This window comes from Pedobacter sp. Leaf132, from assembly GCF_920984695.1.
Lineage (GTDB): Bacteria > Bacteroidota > Bacteroidia > Sphingobacteriales > Sphingobacteriaceae > Pedobacter.
In genome coordinates this window covers 34,575-52,906 of the sequence record NZ_CAKLBO010000003.1, presented here as the reverse complement: position 1 = coordinate 52,906, position 18,332 = coordinate 34,575, and the positions used below count along the sequence as shown (strand labels likewise).

At 34.9% G+C, this 18,332-nt stretch carries 20 protein-coding genes and 1 pseudogene; 18 read left to right on the top strand and 3 right to left on the bottom strand.

All coding sequences use genetic code 11. The features are described from left to right. The first annotated feature begins 383 nt into the window (after nucleotides 1–383). The 5 genes from LUA86_RS07530 to LUA86_RS07510 all read left to right on the top strand — a co-directional run bounded on the left by LUA86_RS07530 (nucleotide 384) and on the right by LUA86_RS07510 (nucleotide 3,573). A complete protein-coding gene (locus tag LUA86_RS07530; protein ID WP_231459993.1) occupies nucleotides 384–1,187 on the top strand; it encodes a DUF3822 family protein in 804 nt (267 codons plus the stop codon). Next, nucleotides 1,178–1,714 (top strand): RsmD family RNA methyltransferase, encoded by a 537-nt coding sequence (locus tag LUA86_RS07525; protein ID WP_231459992.1) that lies wholly within the window; start codon nucleotides 1,178–1,180, stop codon nucleotides 1,712–1,714. Before LUA86_RS07530 ends, LUA86_RS07525 begins: the two co-directional genes overlap by 10 nt. 132 nt (nucleotides 1,715–1,846) lie before the next feature. After that, the gene (gene coaD, locus LUA86_RS07520; RefSeq protein ID WP_231459991.1) at nucleotides 1,847–2,308 is read left to right on the top strand and encodes a pantetheine-phosphate adenylyltransferase; all 462 of its coding nucleotides are present in this window, start codon (nucleotides 1,847–1,849) and stop codon (nucleotides 2,306–2,308) included. A 163-nt stretch (nucleotides 2,309–2,471) separates the two neighbouring features. Further along, complete coding sequence (locus LUA86_RS07515; protein ID WP_231459990.1) at nucleotides 2,472–2,975, top strand: RNA polymerase sigma factor; 504 nt, start codon at nucleotides 2,472–2,474, stop codon at nucleotides 2,973–2,975. Further along, nucleotides 2,965–3,573, top strand: a complete 609-nt coding sequence (locus LUA86_RS07510; protein WP_231459989.1) for a hypothetical protein — start codon at nucleotides 2,965–2,967, stop codon at nucleotides 3,571–3,573. Before LUA86_RS07515 ends, LUA86_RS07510 begins: the two co-directional genes overlap by 11 nt. 196 nt (nucleotides 3,574–3,769) lie before the next feature. Here LUA86_RS07510 and LUA86_RS07505 read toward each other — a convergent pair whose 3' ends face one another. Beyond that, nucleotides 3,770–4,381, bottom strand: a complete 612-nt coding sequence (locus tag LUA86_RS07505; RefSeq protein ID WP_231459988.1) for an NUDIX hydrolase — start codon at nucleotides 4,379–4,381, stop codon at nucleotides 3,770–3,772. Between LUA86_RS07505 and pyrE the strand changes: the two genes are divergently transcribed. From pyrE to LUA86_RS07485, 4 genes are all read left to right on the top strand, one after another. After that, complete coding sequence (gene pyrE, locus LUA86_RS07500; RefSeq protein WP_231459987.1) at nucleotides 4,380–5,045, top strand: orotate phosphoribosyltransferase; 666 nt, start codon at nucleotides 4,380–4,382, stop codon at nucleotides 5,043–5,045. The two genes, LUA86_RS07505 and pyrE, sit on opposite strands and share 2 nt — an antisense overlap. Nucleotides 5,046–5,076: 31 nt before the next feature. After that, complete coding sequence (locus LUA86_RS07495; protein ID WP_231459986.1) at nucleotides 5,077–5,475, top strand: SRPBCC family protein; 399 nt, start codon at nucleotides 5,077–5,079, stop codon at nucleotides 5,473–5,475. A gap of 408 nt (nucleotides 5,476–5,883) precedes the next feature. Next, entirely contained in the window at nucleotides 5,884–8,481 is a 2,598-nt protein-coding gene (gene clpB, locus LUA86_RS07490) for an ATP-dependent chaperone ClpB (RefSeq protein ID WP_231459985.1), read from the top strand. A 193-nt stretch (nucleotides 8,482–8,674) separates the two neighbouring features. Next, a complete protein-coding gene (locus tag LUA86_RS07485) occupies nucleotides 8,675–9,190 on the top strand; it encodes a DUF6646 family protein (RefSeq protein WP_231459984.1) in 516 nt (171 codons plus the stop codon). A 23-nt stretch (nucleotides 9,191–9,213) separates the two neighbouring features. Here the strand turns inward: LUA86_RS07485 and LUA86_RS07480 are convergent. Continuing rightward, a pseudogene (locus tag LUA86_RS07480) lies at nucleotides 9,214–10,415 on the bottom strand (MFS transporter). Between the two features lie 91 nt (nucleotides 10,416–10,506). Here LUA86_RS07480 and LUA86_RS07475 point away from each other — a divergent pair. After that, the gene (locus LUA86_RS07475; protein WP_231459983.1) at nucleotides 10,507–11,064 is read left to right on the top strand and encodes an NADPH-dependent FMN reductase; all 558 of its coding nucleotides are present in this window, start codon (nucleotides 10,507–10,509) and stop codon (nucleotides 11,062–11,064) included. A gap of 308 nt (nucleotides 11,065–11,372) precedes the next feature. Next, nucleotides 11,373–11,975, top strand: coding sequence for an outer membrane beta-barrel protein (locus LUA86_RS07470; protein ID WP_231459982.1), 603 nt, complete (start codon nucleotides 11,373–11,375; stop codon nucleotides 11,973–11,975). Nucleotides 11,976–12,305: 330 nt separating this feature from the next. On the opposite strand, the gene LUA86_RS07465 is transcribed toward LUA86_RS07470, so the two are convergent. Further along, complete coding sequence (locus LUA86_RS07465; protein WP_231459981.1) at nucleotides 12,306–13,958, bottom strand: M28 family metallopeptidase; 1,653 nt, start codon at nucleotides 13,956–13,958, stop codon at nucleotides 12,306–12,308. Nucleotides 13,959–14,318: 360 nt separating this feature from the next. Here LUA86_RS07465 and LUA86_RS07460 point away from each other — a divergent pair, with 360 nt between their 5' ends. The 7 genes from LUA86_RS07460 (at nucleotide 14,319) to LUA86_RS07435 (ending at nucleotide 18,028) form a co-directional block, all read left to right on the top strand. Then, nucleotides 14,319–15,032: a hypothetical protein gene (locus LUA86_RS07460; RefSeq protein ID WP_231459980.1), complete on the top strand. Its 714-nt coding sequence runs from the start codon at nucleotides 14,319–14,321 to the stop codon at nucleotides 15,030–15,032. Between the two features lie 123 nt (nucleotides 15,033–15,155). Next, complete coding sequence (locus tag LUA86_RS07455; RefSeq protein WP_231459979.1) at nucleotides 15,156–15,710, top strand: hypothetical protein; 555 nt, start codon at nucleotides 15,156–15,158, stop codon at nucleotides 15,708–15,710. 60 nt (nucleotides 15,711–15,770) lie between these two features. Further along, nucleotides 15,771–16,277 carry a hypothetical protein gene (locus LUA86_RS07450; RefSeq protein ID WP_231459978.1) on the top strand — a complete coding sequence of 169 codons (507 nt, stop codon included), beginning with the start codon at nucleotides 15,771–15,773 and terminating at the stop codon, nucleotides 16,275–16,277. Nucleotides 16,278–16,349: 72 nt separating this feature from the next. Further along, nucleotides 16,350–16,784 carry an NAD(+)--rifampin ADP-ribosyltransferase gene (arr, locus tag LUA86_RS07445; RefSeq protein WP_304622660.1) on the top strand — a complete coding sequence of 145 codons (435 nt, stop codon included), beginning with the start codon at nucleotides 16,350–16,352 and terminating at the stop codon, nucleotides 16,782–16,784. 19 nt (nucleotides 16,785–16,803) lie between these two features. Next, entirely contained in the window at nucleotides 16,804–16,935 is a 132-nt protein-coding gene (locus LUA86_RS19225; protein ID WP_255713391.1) for a hypothetical protein, read from the top strand. Nucleotides 16,936–16,940: 5 nt separating this feature from the next. Further along, entirely contained in the window at nucleotides 16,941–17,423 is a 483-nt protein-coding gene (locus LUA86_RS07440; protein ID WP_231459976.1) for a nucleoside-diphosphate sugar epimerase, read from the top strand. Between the two features lie 26 nt (nucleotides 17,424–17,449). Continuing rightward, nucleotides 17,450–18,028 (top strand): YdeI family protein, encoded by a 579-nt coding sequence (locus LUA86_RS07435; RefSeq protein ID WP_231459975.1) that lies wholly within the window; start codon nucleotides 17,450–17,452, stop codon nucleotides 18,026–18,028. Nucleotides 18,029–18,332: the final 304 nt, after the last annotated feature.

The following is an 18,332-nucleotide window of genomic DNA, read 5'->3' as shown; positions in this document are numbered from 1 at the left end:
TAACAATGCTTCTATAAAAAATTTGCTACAGAAACACAGAAATCAACGAATATAAAACATCAACTTTCATGTTAATCCGTGTGTTACGTGGTAAAAATCTGAATAGGCCTTGAAAAAAAGAGTTGCCACGGAAACACAGAAATTACGGAATATAAAATATCAATTTCCGTGTCAATCCGTGTTTCCGTGGCAAAAATCTGAATAAGCCTTGCAAAAAAAAAGTTGCCACATTAACACAGAAATCAACGAATATAACTTAAACTTCAGTGTTAATCCGCATTGCAGTGGCATATTTTATAACTTACACACCCAACTTCATTTCCTTTGCGAAAAAACTTTGCGCTCTTTGCGGTTAATCTCTAAAAAACTCTATTTTTGTTTCAATGAGTAAAAACAGTCTTTTATTGGTCAATCCTAATTTTAAAGCTGAAGCATCTGCAAACTGTCACTTATTATTAAAAATAACCAACGACAGTTTTTCTTATGCCTTGGTTGATAAAAATTCCGGTGCGATAAATGCGATATTTGATAAACAAGGCTGTAAATCAATTGAAGAGGAGCTTAAGGCTGCATTTGCAAATGATACCAATCTGAGCCTAAATTATGCTGCTGTAAAGGCTGCAATCCATACTTCACATTTTATTTTTATTCCCGATGAATGGTTTGATGGTGAAAATCTGGCCGTTTATGCTAAATACCTGGGTTCTGAGGATAAAGTGTATTCAACTCAGAACGCATTAGGCTTTAATACAATTTTTTGCCTGGATGAAAAGGTCAAGCAAAGCTTGCCAGAAAAATCTTTAATTTTTCCGCAATCAGAACCTTTAATTGCTTTGTTTAAGCATTTGGCTGATGAATCTTTATTAATTGATTTTACTGCGCTTTCTTTTAACGTTCTGTACGTAAAGGATAAAAAAGTGGTCTTCCAAAACCATTATCAATCAGAAACTGCAGATGAGTTTAATTATTTTCTGCTATTAATAATTGAGCAATTAAATTTAGATGACAATGTTCCGGTTTACCTTCAAGGTATTATCAATGAGGATGATGAACACTATAATTGTCTGCTCAAATATTTCAATAATTTATACTTCTTTTTACCAGCAGCAAAGCAAAATAACGAATTGCTTGCTGATATGCCGCAGCATTATTTCAGCGGTCTTCTTGCTTTAGATTTATGCGAATAATTGGTGGAATGTTAAAGGGAATCCGCTTGCAGCCGCCTGCTAATTTGCCGGTTAGGCCAACAACCGATATGGCAAAGGAAGCGCTGTTTAACATCTTAAACAATAGATTTGATTTTGAAACCTGCAGCGTTTTAGACCTTTTTTGTGGAACAGGAAACTTAACTTTCGAATTTGCTTCACGTGAGGCAGAAAGAATTTTAGCCATTGATATGGATTACGGCTGCGTGAATTGGGTTAAAACAACCGCAACAAAATATGATTTTAAGCAAATTGAGGTGCGTAAAGGGGATGTATTCAAGCTTCTGAAACAAATGACTGGCAGTTATGATTTAATTTTTGCCGACCCACCTTACAACATGCCAAACATTCCACAAATTCCGGTAATGGTAGAAGACCAAAAACTGCTTAAACCAGGTGGATTGCTTGTGGTGGAACACCAAAGTAACATGAAATTAAACAGCCAGCCAGGTTACAAAGAAACGCGTAAGTACGGAAACTCTTCTTTTAGTTTTTTCGAATTTATTTAACTGAAAAGTTAGCAGAGTTTTTCGCAATAAAACTAAGGTTTAAGGTTTACACCTAAGGGCCGTCATTTAATTAGTAGGCAAGCTTTGCGCTTTAACCTTTCTGCTTTCCACCTAAAAATATATATTTGAATTATGAAAATAGCGCTGTTTCCAGGTTCATTTGATCCAATTACCATTGCTCATGTAAATATTTTACAACGTGCTACACCTCTCTTTGATAAAATTGTAATTGGTATTGGTTTAAATAGCTCAAAGCAAAATTTTCTTACTGCCGAGCAACGCTTAAAAATTCTGGAAACCGTTTTTACCGGCTACAAAAACATAGAAATTAGAACCTACGAAGGTTTAACTGTTGATTTTTGTCGCAAAATAAACGCTACTTACATGGTTCGCGGTATTCGCTCCGCATCAGATTTTGAATACGAAAGAGCTATAGCTCAAATCAATCAAACGATGATGCCTGAAGTAGAAACCATATTATTATTAAGCAAACCTGAATATTCTGCAATTAGTTCTACAATTGTAAGAGATATTCTAAGAAACCATGGCGATGTAAGCCCATTTGTACCTAAAGAAGCTCTAGGTTTTTTATAGTAGATATTTTTTTCTGCGTAAATGTAACGTTTTCGGAAATCGATTACTTATAGAGTATATTTTACATAAATCTATGAATACTCTAATCTCAAATATTTTTACCGAAGCAAATTTCTTTCTGAGTAAGATTAGTTCAATTCTTTAAGCCAAATAAACGACTTAGATGAAGGAAACTGAAAGCACATTTTTAGCTCTGATAAATCAGCACAAGGCGATTATACATAAAATTTCAAAGATGTATATGAAAGATTTGGAAGAGCAGCGTGACTTATTTCAGGAAATAATAATGCAACTATGGAAAGCTTACCCATCCTTTAAAGGCAAAAGTAAATTCTCTACCTGGATGTATCGTGTTGCCTTAAACACGGCTTTAATATACTTTAAAAAGGATAATCGAAAAGTGGATAAATCGCCTTTGGATGAAAATATTGATATAATAGACACCGATGAAAGCGAATTAAAGGAGGAAAAGTTAGCCTACTTATACAAAGCGGTTAATGAATTAAATTCTGTAGAAAAAGCACTGATTTTTTTGTTTTTGGAAAATCAATCGCACAAAGAAATTGCTGAGAACTTAGGCATTAGCGAAGTAAATGCTAGAGTGAAACTTAATAGGACAAAAGAAAAATTACAATTCATTATAAAGAAAAATGGTTATGAATTTTGACGATTTAAAAAAAGAATGGAGTGCCGATAGTGGTCAGGAAATAAACATTTCGGGAAACATGCTTAAAATAAAACAAGCCCGTACACCAATCGATATCATTAGAAGAAAAATGAAACACGAATTTAATTACCAAATTGCTGCAATAATTATTTTAGCGCTATTCCCGTATCTATTTGGTTTATCTGATGAAATGAAAATGATATACTTCGTATTTTACACCATTATTTGTGGTTTTACGGCTTACTATTTTGTTAAGTTTTTTAAGTTCTATAAAAACGCTTATGACATGAGCATGGACAGCCGAAAAAATATTTTGTGGTTTTATTATGAAATGAAAATGAATATTGAACTCTACAAAGCTTTAACCTACATAATCACTTTTATAAGCGTATCCTTTTTCGCTGTCTATCTGGTTATGGAAAAAACATCCATTTATTCAAAAATCATGACTAATATTTCACCCATATACTTGCTTATAAATTGCTTTGTTTCCATTTTAATTATTGGTGTTATTACCGAACTTTGGGCGTGGCGCTACTATGGTAGATATTTAAAAAGACTTAAAAAGGTGGTTGATGAGTTAGATTACGAGGATTAAGACTGTTTTATCACAAACAGATTATTCATGGCCAAACGATTGAAATGGTAGGTCAAAAAAACTGACATAAAATTTAAAACTTCACAATATGTCGCTTAACCCACGATTGAAATCGTGGGTTATAAAACTGGCATAAAATTTAAAACTTCACAATATGTCGCTTAACCCAAAATTTCAATCATGGGCACAACCTATCTTATAAAATCCCACCGGCACGTAAAACATCCATAATTGATGGAAAAGTATTTTTTACAATTGGTGAAAGGTGTTTTTTGTCGAGCCAAACTGCATCATCAATCCCCTCTTCTTTTTGAGGTATTAATTTAGGTTCGCCTTTTACCCTCATTTTATACCAATTGGTTTTTTTAATTACCATTTTGGAGCCACTTGGATATACGTGGTACGTTCTGCATAGTTTTTCTTCACGTTTTAAAATTTTTACACCACACTCTTCCTCAACTTCCCTAACGGCAGTTTCTTTCATATTTTCGCCATCTTCTAATTTACCTTTTGGCAAATCCCACTTCTTATTTCTAAAAATAAAAAGGTAGTTTCCATTGGCGCTTTCTACCAAGCCACCAGCAGCTTTAATTATCTCACAGTTCTTTTTAAGCTTTTTAAAAGTTTCTTTAGGGTTTTTAGTTAAGAAAATGTAGCTTTTTTTAGACCCATTTTTTAATTTTTTGTAAAATATTTCTAGATCAAAATCCTGAATTTCAAGCTGTTGAATCTTTTCCTTTTGTTCAGGTAAAACATCTGATATAAACAAAGTGTTATCGTTAATATAAATTCTGTAATTTTGGGCCATGTATAATAAAAGTGATATTGAATTAAAGGTAGCGGAATTTTTATTACAAATAAAGGCAATTAAATTACAACCTAATAATCCTTTTACTTGGGCATCGGGTTGGAAATCGCCAATTTATTGCGATAACAGAATTACCCTCTCTCACCCACAGGTAAGAACTTATATTCGCCAGAAGTTAGCACAAGCTATACAAGAAGAATTTGGAGCAGTTGATGTTATTGCGGGTGTTGCTACAGCCGGAATTCCACAAGGTGTTTTAGTGGCTCAGGAATTAGGTTTACCATTTATTTACGTACGTGCAAAAGCTAAAGAACACGGCACCGGAAGCTTAATTGAAGGCGAAGTTGTAGAAGGACAGCGTGTAGTTGTTATCGAAGATTTAATTTCGACAGGAAAAAGCAGTTTACAGGCTGTTGAAGCATTAAGAAACGCTGGTTTATCTGTTGCTGGCCTGGCTGCAATTTTTACTTATGGTTTTGAGCAAGCTAATGAAAATTTTAAAGCAGCTAAATGTCGTTACTTAACATTATCGAATTATGGCGCATTAATTGAGTATGCTGCAGAGCATAGCATTATTGCAAAAAGCGATATGGAATTATTAGGCAAATGGCGTTTAAATCCATCTGAATGGGGTCAAAGCAAAATTGTAAATTCAGAGTCATAGTATAAAAATCCCTAACCTAAATATTTATTAAATGACAATTATTGAAAGCGCTGTAGAAGTTAACAAGCCTGTAAATGAGGTTTATGCTTTTCTCTCAAACATGAACAACCACCAACAGTTAATGCCCGAAAACATTTACAATTGGGAATCTACTGAAGATGATGCTCGTTTTACAATTCAAAACATGGCAAAATTAGCCATCAAAATTTCGAGCCGTATTGAAAACCAAGAGCTTACCGCAATTCCTTCAGAAAAAGCACCTTTTGATGTGGAATTAAAGTGGACAGTTAGTGATAACGGTAATGGAACAACAACTGCTAAACATATTATTTCTGCTGATTTAAATATGATGATGAAAATGTTAGCTTCTGGTCCGTTGCAGAAATTAGCCGACCACCAGACAGAAAAACTAAAAGAAATTTTAAAATAGAATATTGTTTGAATTGAATAATTGGTTAATTGTTTTAATTGGTTAACCGAACAGACAACCAACAACCTAAAAAAGCATCTGCAAATAAAGCGCAGATGCTTTTTTTTATGCGTTATGGTTTTTTCTTCAATAGATTGTAGAAGCCTGGCCACCTAAACCCAATTGAAGCGGCATCTTTTTGTTGTGAACCTGAGTGTAGCGAAGGACAACAAAAAATATAGCGGAAAGCGGGACCGCAGAATCTAATGAATACTGAACTCGCTTTTCAAATTTTAAAAAACAAGACAAAACTTCATAATAAGTTACACATTATCAGTAATTTAGACAGTAACATATAATTTGTAGCGACAAAATTTCCGATTTAATAATCAAAGTTGCTGTGGCATTTGTTTTGATTAAAACGGTTATATGAACTTCAACAATTATACAATAAAAGCCCAGGAAGCAATTCAACAGGCTTCTGAAATAGCCCAAGGCAACCAGCAGCAGGCTATTGAAACGGCACACCTTTTAAAAGGTTTGCTTACTGTTGATGAAAACGTGGTTTCTTATGTTTTAAAGAAATTAAACGTAAATCTTAGTGTTTTAAATCAAAATTTAGATGCAGAAATTTCGAGGTTTCCAAAAGTTAGCGGAAGCAACGTTTATCTGTCATCAAATACAAATAATGTTTTACAAAAAGCGCAATCATTTTTAAAAGAATTTAAAGATGAATTTGTTTCTGTAGAACATCTTTTACTTGGCATATTAGCCGTTAATGATAGCACAGCTAAATTGCTAAAAGAGCAAGGTGTAAACGAAAAAGACTTAAAAAAAGCAATTACAGAGTTGCGTGGCGACAATCGCGTAACCGACCAAAATGCGGAGGCTACTTACCAGGCTTTAGGGAAATATGCCCGTAATTTAAACGAATATGCAGAAAGCGGAAAGTTAGATCCGGTTATTGGTCGCGATGAGGAAATACGCAGAGTGATTCAGATTTTATCTCGCAGAACGAAAAATAACCCTATTTTAATTGGTGAACCCGGTGTTGGTAAAACGGCAATTGCCGAAGGTATTGCTTTTAGAATTATTAAAGGTGATGTGCCCGAAAACCTGAAAAGTAAAACCGTTTACTCGTTAGATATGGGTGCTTTAATTGCCGGCGCTAAATACAAAGGTGAATTTGAGGAGCGTTTAAAAGCGGTAGTTAAAGAGGTTACGCAGAGCGATGGTGACATCATTTTATTTATTGATGAGATACATACTTTGGTTGGCGCCGGTGGCGGAGAAGGCGCAATGGATGCCGCAAACATACTTAAACCGGCTTTAGCTCGTGGCGAATTACGTGCTATTGGGGCAACTACTTTAGATGAATATCAAAAATATCTGGAAAAAGATAAAGCGCTTGAACGTCGTTTTCAGAAAGTTATGGTTGAAGAGCCGGATACGCAGGATGCAATTTCGATTTTGCGTGGCTTAAAAGAACGTTACGAAACCCACCACAAAGTGAGGATTAAAGATGAGGCCATTATTGCTGCCGTAGAAATGAGTCAGCGGTATATTGCCGACCGCTTTTTACCAGATAAAGCAATTGATTTGATGGATGAGGCGGCTTCGAAACTTCGCCTGGAAATGGATAGCGTACCTGAAAACGTTGATGCTCTGGACCGCGAAATTATGCGTATGGAAATTGAGCGTGAAGCCATTAAGCGTGAAAAAGATGATAAAAAGGTTAAAGAACTTACAGAAGATATTGCAAATTTATCAGCAGAGCGGGATGAATTAAAAGCAAAGTGGCAAGGTGAAAAAAATCTGGTTGATAATATTAACAATCAGGTTGAGCTTATTGAGCAATATAAACTGGAAGCCGAACAAGCCGAACGTGCCGGAGATTACGGAAAAGTAGCAGAAATTCGCTATGGTAAAATTAAGGAAGCACAAGACACCTTTGAAAAGCTTAAAGCAGATTTAGAAAGCCAGCAGAGCGATAGCCGAATGCTTAAAGAAGAAGTTACGGCTGATGATATCGCTGGCGTAGTTGGCCGCTGGACAGGTATTCCGGTTACAAAACTAATTGCCAGTGAACGCGAAAAATTACTGAATCTTGAGGCTGAATTGCACCAACGTGTTGCCGGACAAGATGAAGCAATTGAAGCGATTTCTGACGCTATACGACGCTCTCGTGCGGGTTTACAAGATAAACGCAAACCAATTGGCTCATTCATATTTTTGGGTACAACAGGTGTTGGTAAAACAGAATTGGCAAAAGCATTAGCAGAATTTTTATTTAATGATGAAAATGCGCTAACTCGTATTGATATGAGTGAGTACCAGGAGCGCCACGCTGTTTCGAGGTTAATTGGTGCGCCTCCGGGCTATGTGGGTTACGATGAAGGTGGGCAATTAACGGAAGCTGTTAGACGTAAACCTTATTCTGTTGTTTTATTGGATGAGATTGAAAAAGCGCATCCGGATGTATTTAACATTTTACTACAGGTTTTGGATGATGGCCGTTTAACGGATAACAAAGGCAGAACGGTAAATTTCAAAAATACCATCATCATTATGACCTCAAACATCGGAGCACATTTAATTCAGGATAACTTTAAAAACCTGGATGATGAAAACCGTGATGAAGTTATAGCAAAAACTAAAAATGAATTGTTTGAGGTTTTGAAGCAAACGATTCGGCCGGAGTTTTTAAATAGAATTGATGAACTGATAATGTTTACGCCATTAAATCGAAGCGAAATTAGAAATATTGTTTCACTGCAATTTAAACATGTTCAGCAAACTTTAGCCGAAATGGGCATAGAAATGGATGCCTCGGCAGAAGCTTTAGATTGGTTAGCACAATTGGGTTACGACCCTCAATTTGGTGCAAGACCGCTTAAACGAGTAATACAGAAGCGAATTTTGAACGAACTTTCTAAAGAAATATTAGCTGGAAAAGTTGATAAGGATAGCAAAATCAAACTCGACATGTTCGACCACAATTTTGTATTCTTGAATCAGAAGGCATAATTAAAAATAAATTATAATTGTAAAGAGGCTGTTAATTAACAGCCTCTTTTTTTTTCATGATATATGTCTAGTCATCTCATGTGAAAAAATATTTAATTCGCTTCTTTAACAGAATCTTTTAATCAAAACCAGTTACAACCATAAGTTGTGAGAAATTATTAGCTTTGCGGCTTAAATATTTATCATGAGAAAAATGAAAAAGATTATTACAAGTTTATTTTTATTGGTACTGGGTTATACGCAAGTAAATGCACAGATTGATGCATACACAGGTAAAGACGATTTAAGATATCAGATTGGTGCAAGCTTCCAAAAATGGGGAACCGGAATTGTTACCTCATTAGATTATGGTTTAGGGCCAAGTTTTTCTATCGGGGCACAAGCTGGTTATAGTTTAGGTGTAAAAAAGTTTGTTGGTATTGATAAACCTGGTTTTGGCGATAGATTTGATTTGAAAGCAAGATTTAATGCAGATTTAGGTAGTGTAATTGGCTTACCAGCAAATGTAGATGTTTATCCTGGTTTAAACCTTGGTTTAAAAAACTTTGGCGGTCATGTTGGCGGTAGAGTATTTTTTTCTAAAGGTTTTGGCCTTTTTGCCGAAGCTCAATTTCCAATTGCAAAATATAATGCCGATACCATTGGTTACGAAAGATTGAACAACCAATTTACGGTAAACGCCGGTGTAGCTTTCGATTTAGGTAAATAACCATTAAAAATCATCCCTATTTATTATTTCTTCGTTTCTATATTTGGAAGAAAGCCTGTTAATAAACCAATTAACGGCAAAAATGCACAAATATTAAAAACGTATTCGATGCTTGTTCTATCGGCCAATTTACCCAATAAGGCCGAACCTATACCACCCATCCCAAAGGCAAAACCGAAAAATAAGCCTGCAACCAAACCTACCTTTCCGGGAATTAATTCTTGAGCATAAACTAAAATTACAGAGAAAGCTGAGGCTAAAATCATCCCGATAGGAACAATTAAAACACCAACCCAAAATAAATTTGCATGAGGCAATAAAAGCGTAAATGGTGCCGTACCTAATATTGATGCCCATATTACGTATTTCCTTTTCCTATTTTATCCCCTATTGGCCCGCCCAACAAAGAACCTGCTGCTACAGAAAACAAAAATATGAACAAATAAAGTTGCGAGGTTTTAACCGATACATCAAACTTATCTATCAAATAGAAAGTAAAATAGTTAGTTAGTCTGGCCATGTAAAAGTATTTCGAGAAGATTAAAAACAACAAAATACTCACAGAAAAAATAATTTTTTCCCTCGAAAACTGATTTACAACCGTTTGGATGGTGGATTTTTTACTTCGTGATAAAACAAAGCCTTGGTACCAATTACCAACGTAAGTTAAAATTACAATCGCTAATAAAGCAATTGCCGAGAACCAGATAATGCTCATTTGTCCGTGTGGTACAATTATCCAGGCGGCTAACAAAGGCCCAAGCGAGCTACCGGCATTGCCACCCAATTAAAAAACAGACTGCGCTAAACCTCTTTTTCCGCCAGATGCGGCTTGTGCCATTCGGGAAGCTTCGGGATGGAAAATAGAGGAACCGATACCGATAAACGAAACCGAAATCAGCATCGTGTAAAAATGCGTAGACTGAGATAAGGTAACTAAACCAATTAGGGTGAAACCCATACCAGTAGCCAATGAATATGGTTGCGGCTTTTTGTCGGTATATAAACCAACAAAAGGCTGTAATAGCGATGCTGCTAATTGAAACGTTAACTTAATTAATCCAATCTGCGAAAAACTTAAGTGATAATTTGTTTTTATTACAGGATAAATTGCTGGAATTAAAGATTGTATTGTATCATTTAGTAGATGCGAAAAGCTTAAGGCGAAAAGAATTGGGAAAACTGTTTTTTCTATACTTGCTTTTGTGGGGGATGAATCTATCATAAAATGAGCGCTTGTTGCAAATATAGGCAATTACGCTTTTTAGTTGTTAGATTGCAATAAACTTTTAATTGCTTTAATTAGTTTAAGAAATATGGAAAAGAAAAGAAAAATTGTTGGCTTATGTGGTAGCCTTAGGAAAGAATCATACAATGCAAAGTTGTTAAAAGTAGCTAGCAGTTTTATTCCTGAAGATATTGATTTTGAAATTGTAGGCTTTAATGATGTTCCGGTTTATAACGGCGATATTGATATTCCTGAAGTTGCCGAGCGACCAGAATCGGTTAATAAGTTTAGAGATGCACTTGCCACTGCTGATGCTTTTATAATTTCCTCGCCAGAGTATAACTTCTCTATTCCCGGAGGATTAAAAAATGCTATAGATTGGGCCAGCCGAGGAAAAGATGCTCCTTTGATGTATAAACCTGTAGCCTTAATTGGAGCAACGCAAGGCATGTGGGGAACAGTTAGAATGCAAACTGCTTTCTTACCGGTTTTTACTTTTTTGAACATGAACCCGGTTTTACAGCCAGAGGTTTTGATTGCCCAAGCTCAAAATAAATTTGATGAAAACGGAAACCTTACGGATGAGAAAACGTTAAGTCTTATCAAAAGAAAAGTTGAAAATTTAATTTCAGCCTCTAAAGTGTAATTAGCTATCCCAAAAAAACCTGCCACAATAGACCTGTAACAACCTGACATTTATACAAAAAAAGTCAGATTGTCAATAGCTGTCATGACCGAAAATTAATCAATTGATTAATTTTCGGTCATGCTAAAATAATATTGATTTTACATCAAATTTATATCTGTTTACTAATAAACATGTTAGCTATAACCTGATTTTTTAATGACTTAAAGCAACAATTTTGGCACAAGTGTTGACTTTTAGCCAGATATAGTCAGAAGTTAAAAAAGTAAAAATATGGCTATTCTTTAAACAAATAAATAACAAAAAAGATGAAAAAACTATTATTATCATTAGTAGCAGTTGCGGGTTTAGTGTACAGTGCTAATGCACAAACAGAAAAAGGTAAAGTAATTTTAGGCGGTAGTGTTGGTTTCAACTCAACTAAAGTAGAAGGTGCTGCAAAATCAGACGTTAGTTTTAATATTATACCAAGTGTTGGTTATTTTGTAGATAACAATTTCGCAATTGGTACAGGTGTAGGTTATCAATCAAATAAAGAAGTTAGCCGGTTAACGCAAAATGAAGCGTTTGTAGTTGCTCCTTTCGGTCGCTATTACGTTGGCTTATCAGATCAGTTTAAATTTTTCGGACAATTATCTGTGCCAATGGCTTTCGGTTCAAACAAAGTTGTAGCTGCAAATGGCGATACAGGCGCTAAAGTTGCCTCAACCACATCAATCGGTGTAAACGTTGCACCAGGTTTTGCGTTTTTCCCAACTAAAAGAATCGGCATCGAAGTTTCAGTTAATGGTTTAGGATACCAAAATTTCCAGGCTAAAAATGAAGCGAGTGGTGCTAAAGTAACTACAAACTCTTTTGGTTTAGAAGCTGATACATTTGCGCCTAAATTAGGTGTAATGTTCCACTTTTAGTATTTAAAAAAATAAATTCAACAAAGAAACCACAGGTTTTCAGGTGATATAAACATCTTCGAATCTGTGGTTTTTTATTTCAAAGTTAAGCCACAGATTAACAGATTAATTGTGTTACTATTTCTGGCTTTGTCCAAACTAATAATTAAGACAAAATATTAGCACCTTCTCATCGTTACCGGAGTCGAAGGAAATCTGAGCATCTGTGGCTAAAATTAGTTGCCATGGAAGCACAGAATACACGGAAATCAAGCTACCTCTTATATATCTGTTCATCCTGAGCAGAGGCCAGGGAATTCTGAGGATCTGTGGCTTGAAAAAAGCGAGAAACTATTTCTTTTCCCTGATTGCTTTAAATTCAGAGCCTTCCTTCCATTTCGGATAATGGCTTTCATTGCTCAGCTTATAACCTAAATCAAACACCAATCTAACATCTTCCACAATACCTGATAAATCCCAGGTATTTGCATCAAAATTATCTTGCGGCGAATGGTAACGGTTTTTTGTAAAATCGGCAACTTGCTTCAAACCCCATTCCCTTCCTTTTTTAATATTATCTACACCAGAACCTGTAAATAGAGATGGTACACCAACTTTCGCCAGATTAAAGTGATCGGAACGATAATATAATCCCGATGAAGGAACCGGATCTGGTACAATTACCCGATTTTGTTTCTTTGCCGATACTGCTGCATAATCTTCCAGTTCAGATTGACCAAAACCGTAAACCACAATATCTTTGGTTTTGCCGGCAAGCCCCATCATATCCATATTTATATTTGCAATTGTTTTATTAAGCGGAAACGTTGGGTGTTTTGCATAATATTCAGAACCTAATAAACCTTGTTCCTCTGCGGTATATGAAATAAATACAATACTTCTTTCTTGAGTTTTAGGAAGTTTTTTAAACGCTGTTGCAATTTCAAATAAAGATGCCACACCGGTAGCATTATCTACAGCGCCATTATAAATAGAATCGCCCTGAACCTTTTCGCCCACACCCAAATGATCCCAATGTGCCGAATAGATAATGGCTTCATCTTTACGCTTATTGCCCGGAATTGTCGCAATAACATTGTAGGTTACAGATTTTTTAATCTTATTTTTGACAGTTAGCGAGGTTGTAGACTTTAAATCAACGGCTTTGAAATCTTTTTTTCGGGCCATGCCCGCTAAAGTTTCGAACGACTGTCCCCCTAAAGCAAATAATTTCCTAGCTATATCCAAACCAATCCAGCCCTCAACAACAGTTCTGTTCATACCATTATCTGGCGATTGTAGCTGGAGCTTCGATTTCGACCAGCCACTTCTAACAACTGTCCAAGGGTAAGCTGCAGGCTCTGTATCATGTATAATTAAAATGCCTGCTGCACCCTGTCTGGATGCTTCCTCAAATTTATAGGTCCAGCGGCCGTAATAAGTCATGTTTTTGCCTTTAAACAAAGTCGAATCTGCAAAGCCAGGGTCATTAATCATAACCACAACGGTTTTGCCTTTTACATCAAGGTTTTTATAATCATTCCATCCGTATTCTGGCGCTACAATTCCGTAACCTGCAAATACCAGAGGCGAATTTTTAATGTTTACCTGTTCCTGCACCCGGCGAGAGCCAGCTACAAATTCAGTTAAATAATTCGCGGTTAAGGTTTTTCCTTCCGCCTGGAAAACCATTTTATCTTCCGGAACAGACTTTATTTCTACCATTGGCACTTCCTGAAAATAACTATCGCCATTTCCGGGTTTCAATCCCAATTTTTCAAATTCACGTTTTAAATAATTAATAGTTTTCGTTTCGCCCATGGTAAAAGGCTTTCTACCTTCCAGACTATCTGCCGCAATAACCGATAAATATCGTGTTAAACTTGTATCGTTAATGGCTTTTATTGCTAAAGAATCTGGAGCATCTGCACTGGTTTCAGAACTTTGTTTACAAGCCGAAAAACCAATAGCCAAAGCCGAAAAGTAAATCAAGGTTTTCTTCATAAAAAATAATTTGAAGGTAATTTATAAAATTTTGGGCATTCTATCTTGCAAATTTGTTTTGAAGCGCATGTTCAGATGCCTTTGTCGATGGTTAGTCCTGCTATTCATTAAAAGTCCTCTCCCGAAGAAAAATCGGGATGCGGGCTTTTCATTACTATCAGGGCTATTTAACTAGAGTTTGGTTATATTAGTAAAGGTTTTCAGAATTTAGACAAAGCTGTGCAAAAGAAACTGAATACTGATGTTTCGAAAGCTTTATTATAAAATGCAATAGATGGCAGAGATTTTCAATCAGTTCAAAACAAAACTCCAATGTATAAGCTGATTCTAATATAAGTAGTAAAAATCAAATGAATTGATATGATAGATAATTTACCTATATACATCTCTGTAGTATTCGGGCTAACTACAATCGCTACGTTACTGCTTTTTACGTGGACAATAAGAAAATCAAATTCTGAATTGACGAGAAAAAAAGCAAGGCCAATTTTTATCGGCTTATCAATTTGGTTGGCACTTCAGGCGTTTTTAACTTTAATAAATATTTATAATGCTGATACAAACACATTTCCACCAAAAATTATGTTGATAGGGATTCTGCCCACAATTTTAACTATCATTTTATTATTTGTAACAACAAAAGGAAAACAATTTATTGACAGTTTGCCACTCAAAAACCTCACTTACCTAAACATTGTGAGAATACCAGTTGAAATAGTTTTGTATTGGCTTTTTATCAATAAAGCAATTCCAGAATTAATGACTTTTGAAGGCAGAAATTTTGATATTATTGCTGGTATTACTGCACCAATAGTTGCATATTTCGGCTTTGCAAAAGTAAAACTGAATAGGCGAATAATTTTATTATGGAATTTTATTTGCCTTGGCCTCCTATTAAATATTGTTTTAAATGCACTTTTATCAGCACCCTCACCTATTCAAAAATTTGCTTTCGACCAGCCAAATATTGCAATTCTAAATTTTCCTTTTAGTTGGTTACCCACATTCATAGTCCCAATTGTTTTATTTGGGCATTTAACATCAATCAGGCAACTTATTAGAAATGTTAAATAAGATTAATTGTATTACTCGTATTATACCAAAACCCAACAACAAAATTTGCTGCGTTCGGGGATGGAAATTGAGCCAATTGAAGTATTAAACAGCAAAAAAATATAATTCACAAAAAAACGATTAATGCAGAGTAATTTTTATAATAAATTAAAAATGTTTAGAATTTCAAAACCCATTAAGCGAATTTTAAATTTTGCTGGAGGAGTTTTTTTAGCCGGCATTCTATTATTTGTCGCCTTTTTGCAGTATCAAAACGGTTGGCGAGATATAAATAAAGCCGATAAATTCGATGGAATAATTGAAACGAAAGGCATTACGTCCTATTTAACATCAACTAGTGGGCGTTATAGGTCATCATTAACTAAAAAAGCCTTTTACCTAAAACTTACTGGACTTAATGAAACACTTGCAGTATACAATCCAGAACAGAACTACACATCCTTAGATAATAGCCTTTACGTTGGCGATAAGATTAAAATCTTTTACAATCGTTCAAAATCCACAAATAATCTAAACCTGGAGATTTTTCAAATAGAAAAAAACAATAAATTAGTATTAAATCCTAAAGATTTTATAAAAAGAGAGCGAACGATATTTTTTCTAACACTAATTGGCGGAATTGCATTGATGCTCTTAACATATTACCAAAATAAAAAATTAAACTCCAAAATTAAGTAAGATATAGTAGTACTAGGCATGCTAATAAATGTCTAATGTCAGAAAGATATATTATAACAAATGAAAAAGATTAAGTTCTATATAGTTGCCCTAGCAATTTGCTTAACATCAGTTGTGAATGCCCAAAAGACCTACAATAATCTACTGAAAGATTTTGAAAGTCTTTCAGGAGATTGGAATGGCTCTTTAACTTACTTAGATTATTCAACTGGAAAACCTTATACTATGCCGGCAAACATTGTGGTTAAAAGGATTGGGAAAACCAACAAATTTAGTTTCGCTAACATTTATCCTAATGAAATGAATGCAAATTCAGTAGACACAATCATGATCTCTACAGACGGGAAACTACTGAATGATGAGCTGGTAATATCACACAAGAGAATGTTAACAGGCAACACTGAAATCATTACTGAAACAATGGGAACAGATGGAAATGAAAATAAACCTGCTACCATAAAGCACATATATACTGTTGGCAATAAGGTTTACAAAAAACAAAAGTATGTGAAATTTAATCCTGAAGATGAATGGATTAAAAGACACGAGTACGCTTATACTAGATAATATTACAATTTCGAGGGAAGCATGAAAGAATTATTAAGCATTAAGTAAAAAATTTAAATGAATGAAAATAATATGGAGATAAATAAAAATCAAAACTGCCCCACGCCTTTTATCCAAACTTATTTTCATGGCACAAAAGCTGATTTAACAATAGGTGAATTTATAACACCTGGCTTTAACTCTAACTTCGGCAAAAGAATAAATGCCAAATATATTTTTCTATCGGCTAATTTGGATGCCGCCATTTGGGGAGCAGAATTATCGATTGGAGATGGAAACGAAAGAATTTACCTTGTAGAACCAACCGGACCAATTGAAGATGATCCTGATTTAACGGACAAGAAATTTCCAGGCAATCCTACCAAATCTTATCGTTCAGAACATCCTTTTAAAGTAGTTGGGGAAGTGAGCAGTTGGCAAGGACATCCTGTTGAGCAAGTAGAAACCATGAAAGAACATTTGCAAAAGTTGAAAGAACAAGGCATCGACTCGTTAAATGATTTATAAAGTTCAGTAATTTAAAATAATGAAAGTAATGATAACTGGCGTAACCGGAATGGTTGGCGAAGGAATTTTATTAGAATGTTTAGAAAATATAGCGGTTGCCGAAATATTGGTGATTGGTAGAAAAAATACAAATCAACACATCCGAAGCTAAGGGAATTGATTGTTAAGGATTTTGCTGAAATCAAAAACTATTTAGATATTCTGAAAGATTATGATGCTTGTTTTTTCTGTGCGGGCGTTAGTTCCGTAGGCGAAAATGAAGAAAGTTTTACCAAAAAGACTTACGATTTTGTAGTGCCTTTTGCCGAAACGCTTTCTGCAGTAAAACCTGATATAACTTTTATTTACGTATCTGGAAGTGGGACAGATAGTTCCGAAAAAGGAAAAGTAATGTGGGCAAGATTAAAAGGTAGAACTGAAAATGCCCTGCTTAAGCTGCCTTTTAAAAATCAATATAATTTTCGCCCTGCGATTATGAAAGGTACAAAAGGACAAAAAAATGTAAAGACAATTTACAAAATTTTGGGTCCATTAGTTTCGCCTTTTATCTCAGCAAAAACGCTAAAACTTGCTGAAGTTGGCAAAGCCATGATTAATGTGGTATCAAAAGGATATTCTAAAAATAATTTTGGAAGTTGATGATATTTTAAAATTGACACAATAAAATGGCTGACAGCAATATTGATACTTTTTACCCAACAAATAAAGCCGCCTGGCGAAAATGGTTAGTTAAGAATCACATTTCTTCTCAATCTGTTTGGTTAATTTGTTATAAAAAAAGTTCGGGCAAACCCACAATTGCCTGGGAAGAAGCTGTAGAAGAGGCTTTGTGTTTTGGCTGGATAGATAGCATCAGAAAAACGATTGACGAAGAAAAGTTTATTCAGTTTTTTAGTAAGAGGAAGCCCAATGGTACATGGTCTAAAATAAATAAGGATAAAGTAGTTCAGTTAATTGAAAAAAAATTAATGACCGAAGCCGGTTTTGCAAGTATTCAGAAAGCAAAACAAAACGGTTCTTGGACAATTTTAGATGAAGTTGAACAATTAATTATCCCAAATGATTTGGAGGAAGCTTTCGCAAAATATCCAAACTCAAAAGCGTTTTATTTGAGCTTAAGTAAATCTACACGGAAAGCAATTTTACAGTGGATAGTTATGGCTAAACAATCTGAAACAAGACAAAAAAGAATTAACGAAATTGCTGAACGAGCAAGCCAGAATCTCAAACCCAAACATTTGTAATTTAATATTTTGATTCCCGAACCTTGGTCTGTGTCTCCACAGACCGAAACATTATATAAATGGTCTCTGAGCACACAGACCAAAGGGTAAAGTTCAGCATGACACGCGAAGTGAAATTTAAAATCAATGAAAAAGAAGCTGTCTTAACTATATCATAATTTACAAGAAAACTTTATTTCGTTTTATCGTCATTCCCACGAAGGCCGGAATCCTAAAGCGCTTTACATATCGCTTTAGGATTCCTAATTAAATTGGGAATGACGGCTATTCGAAATATAATTAGCCTGATAAAAACAATTTTTTT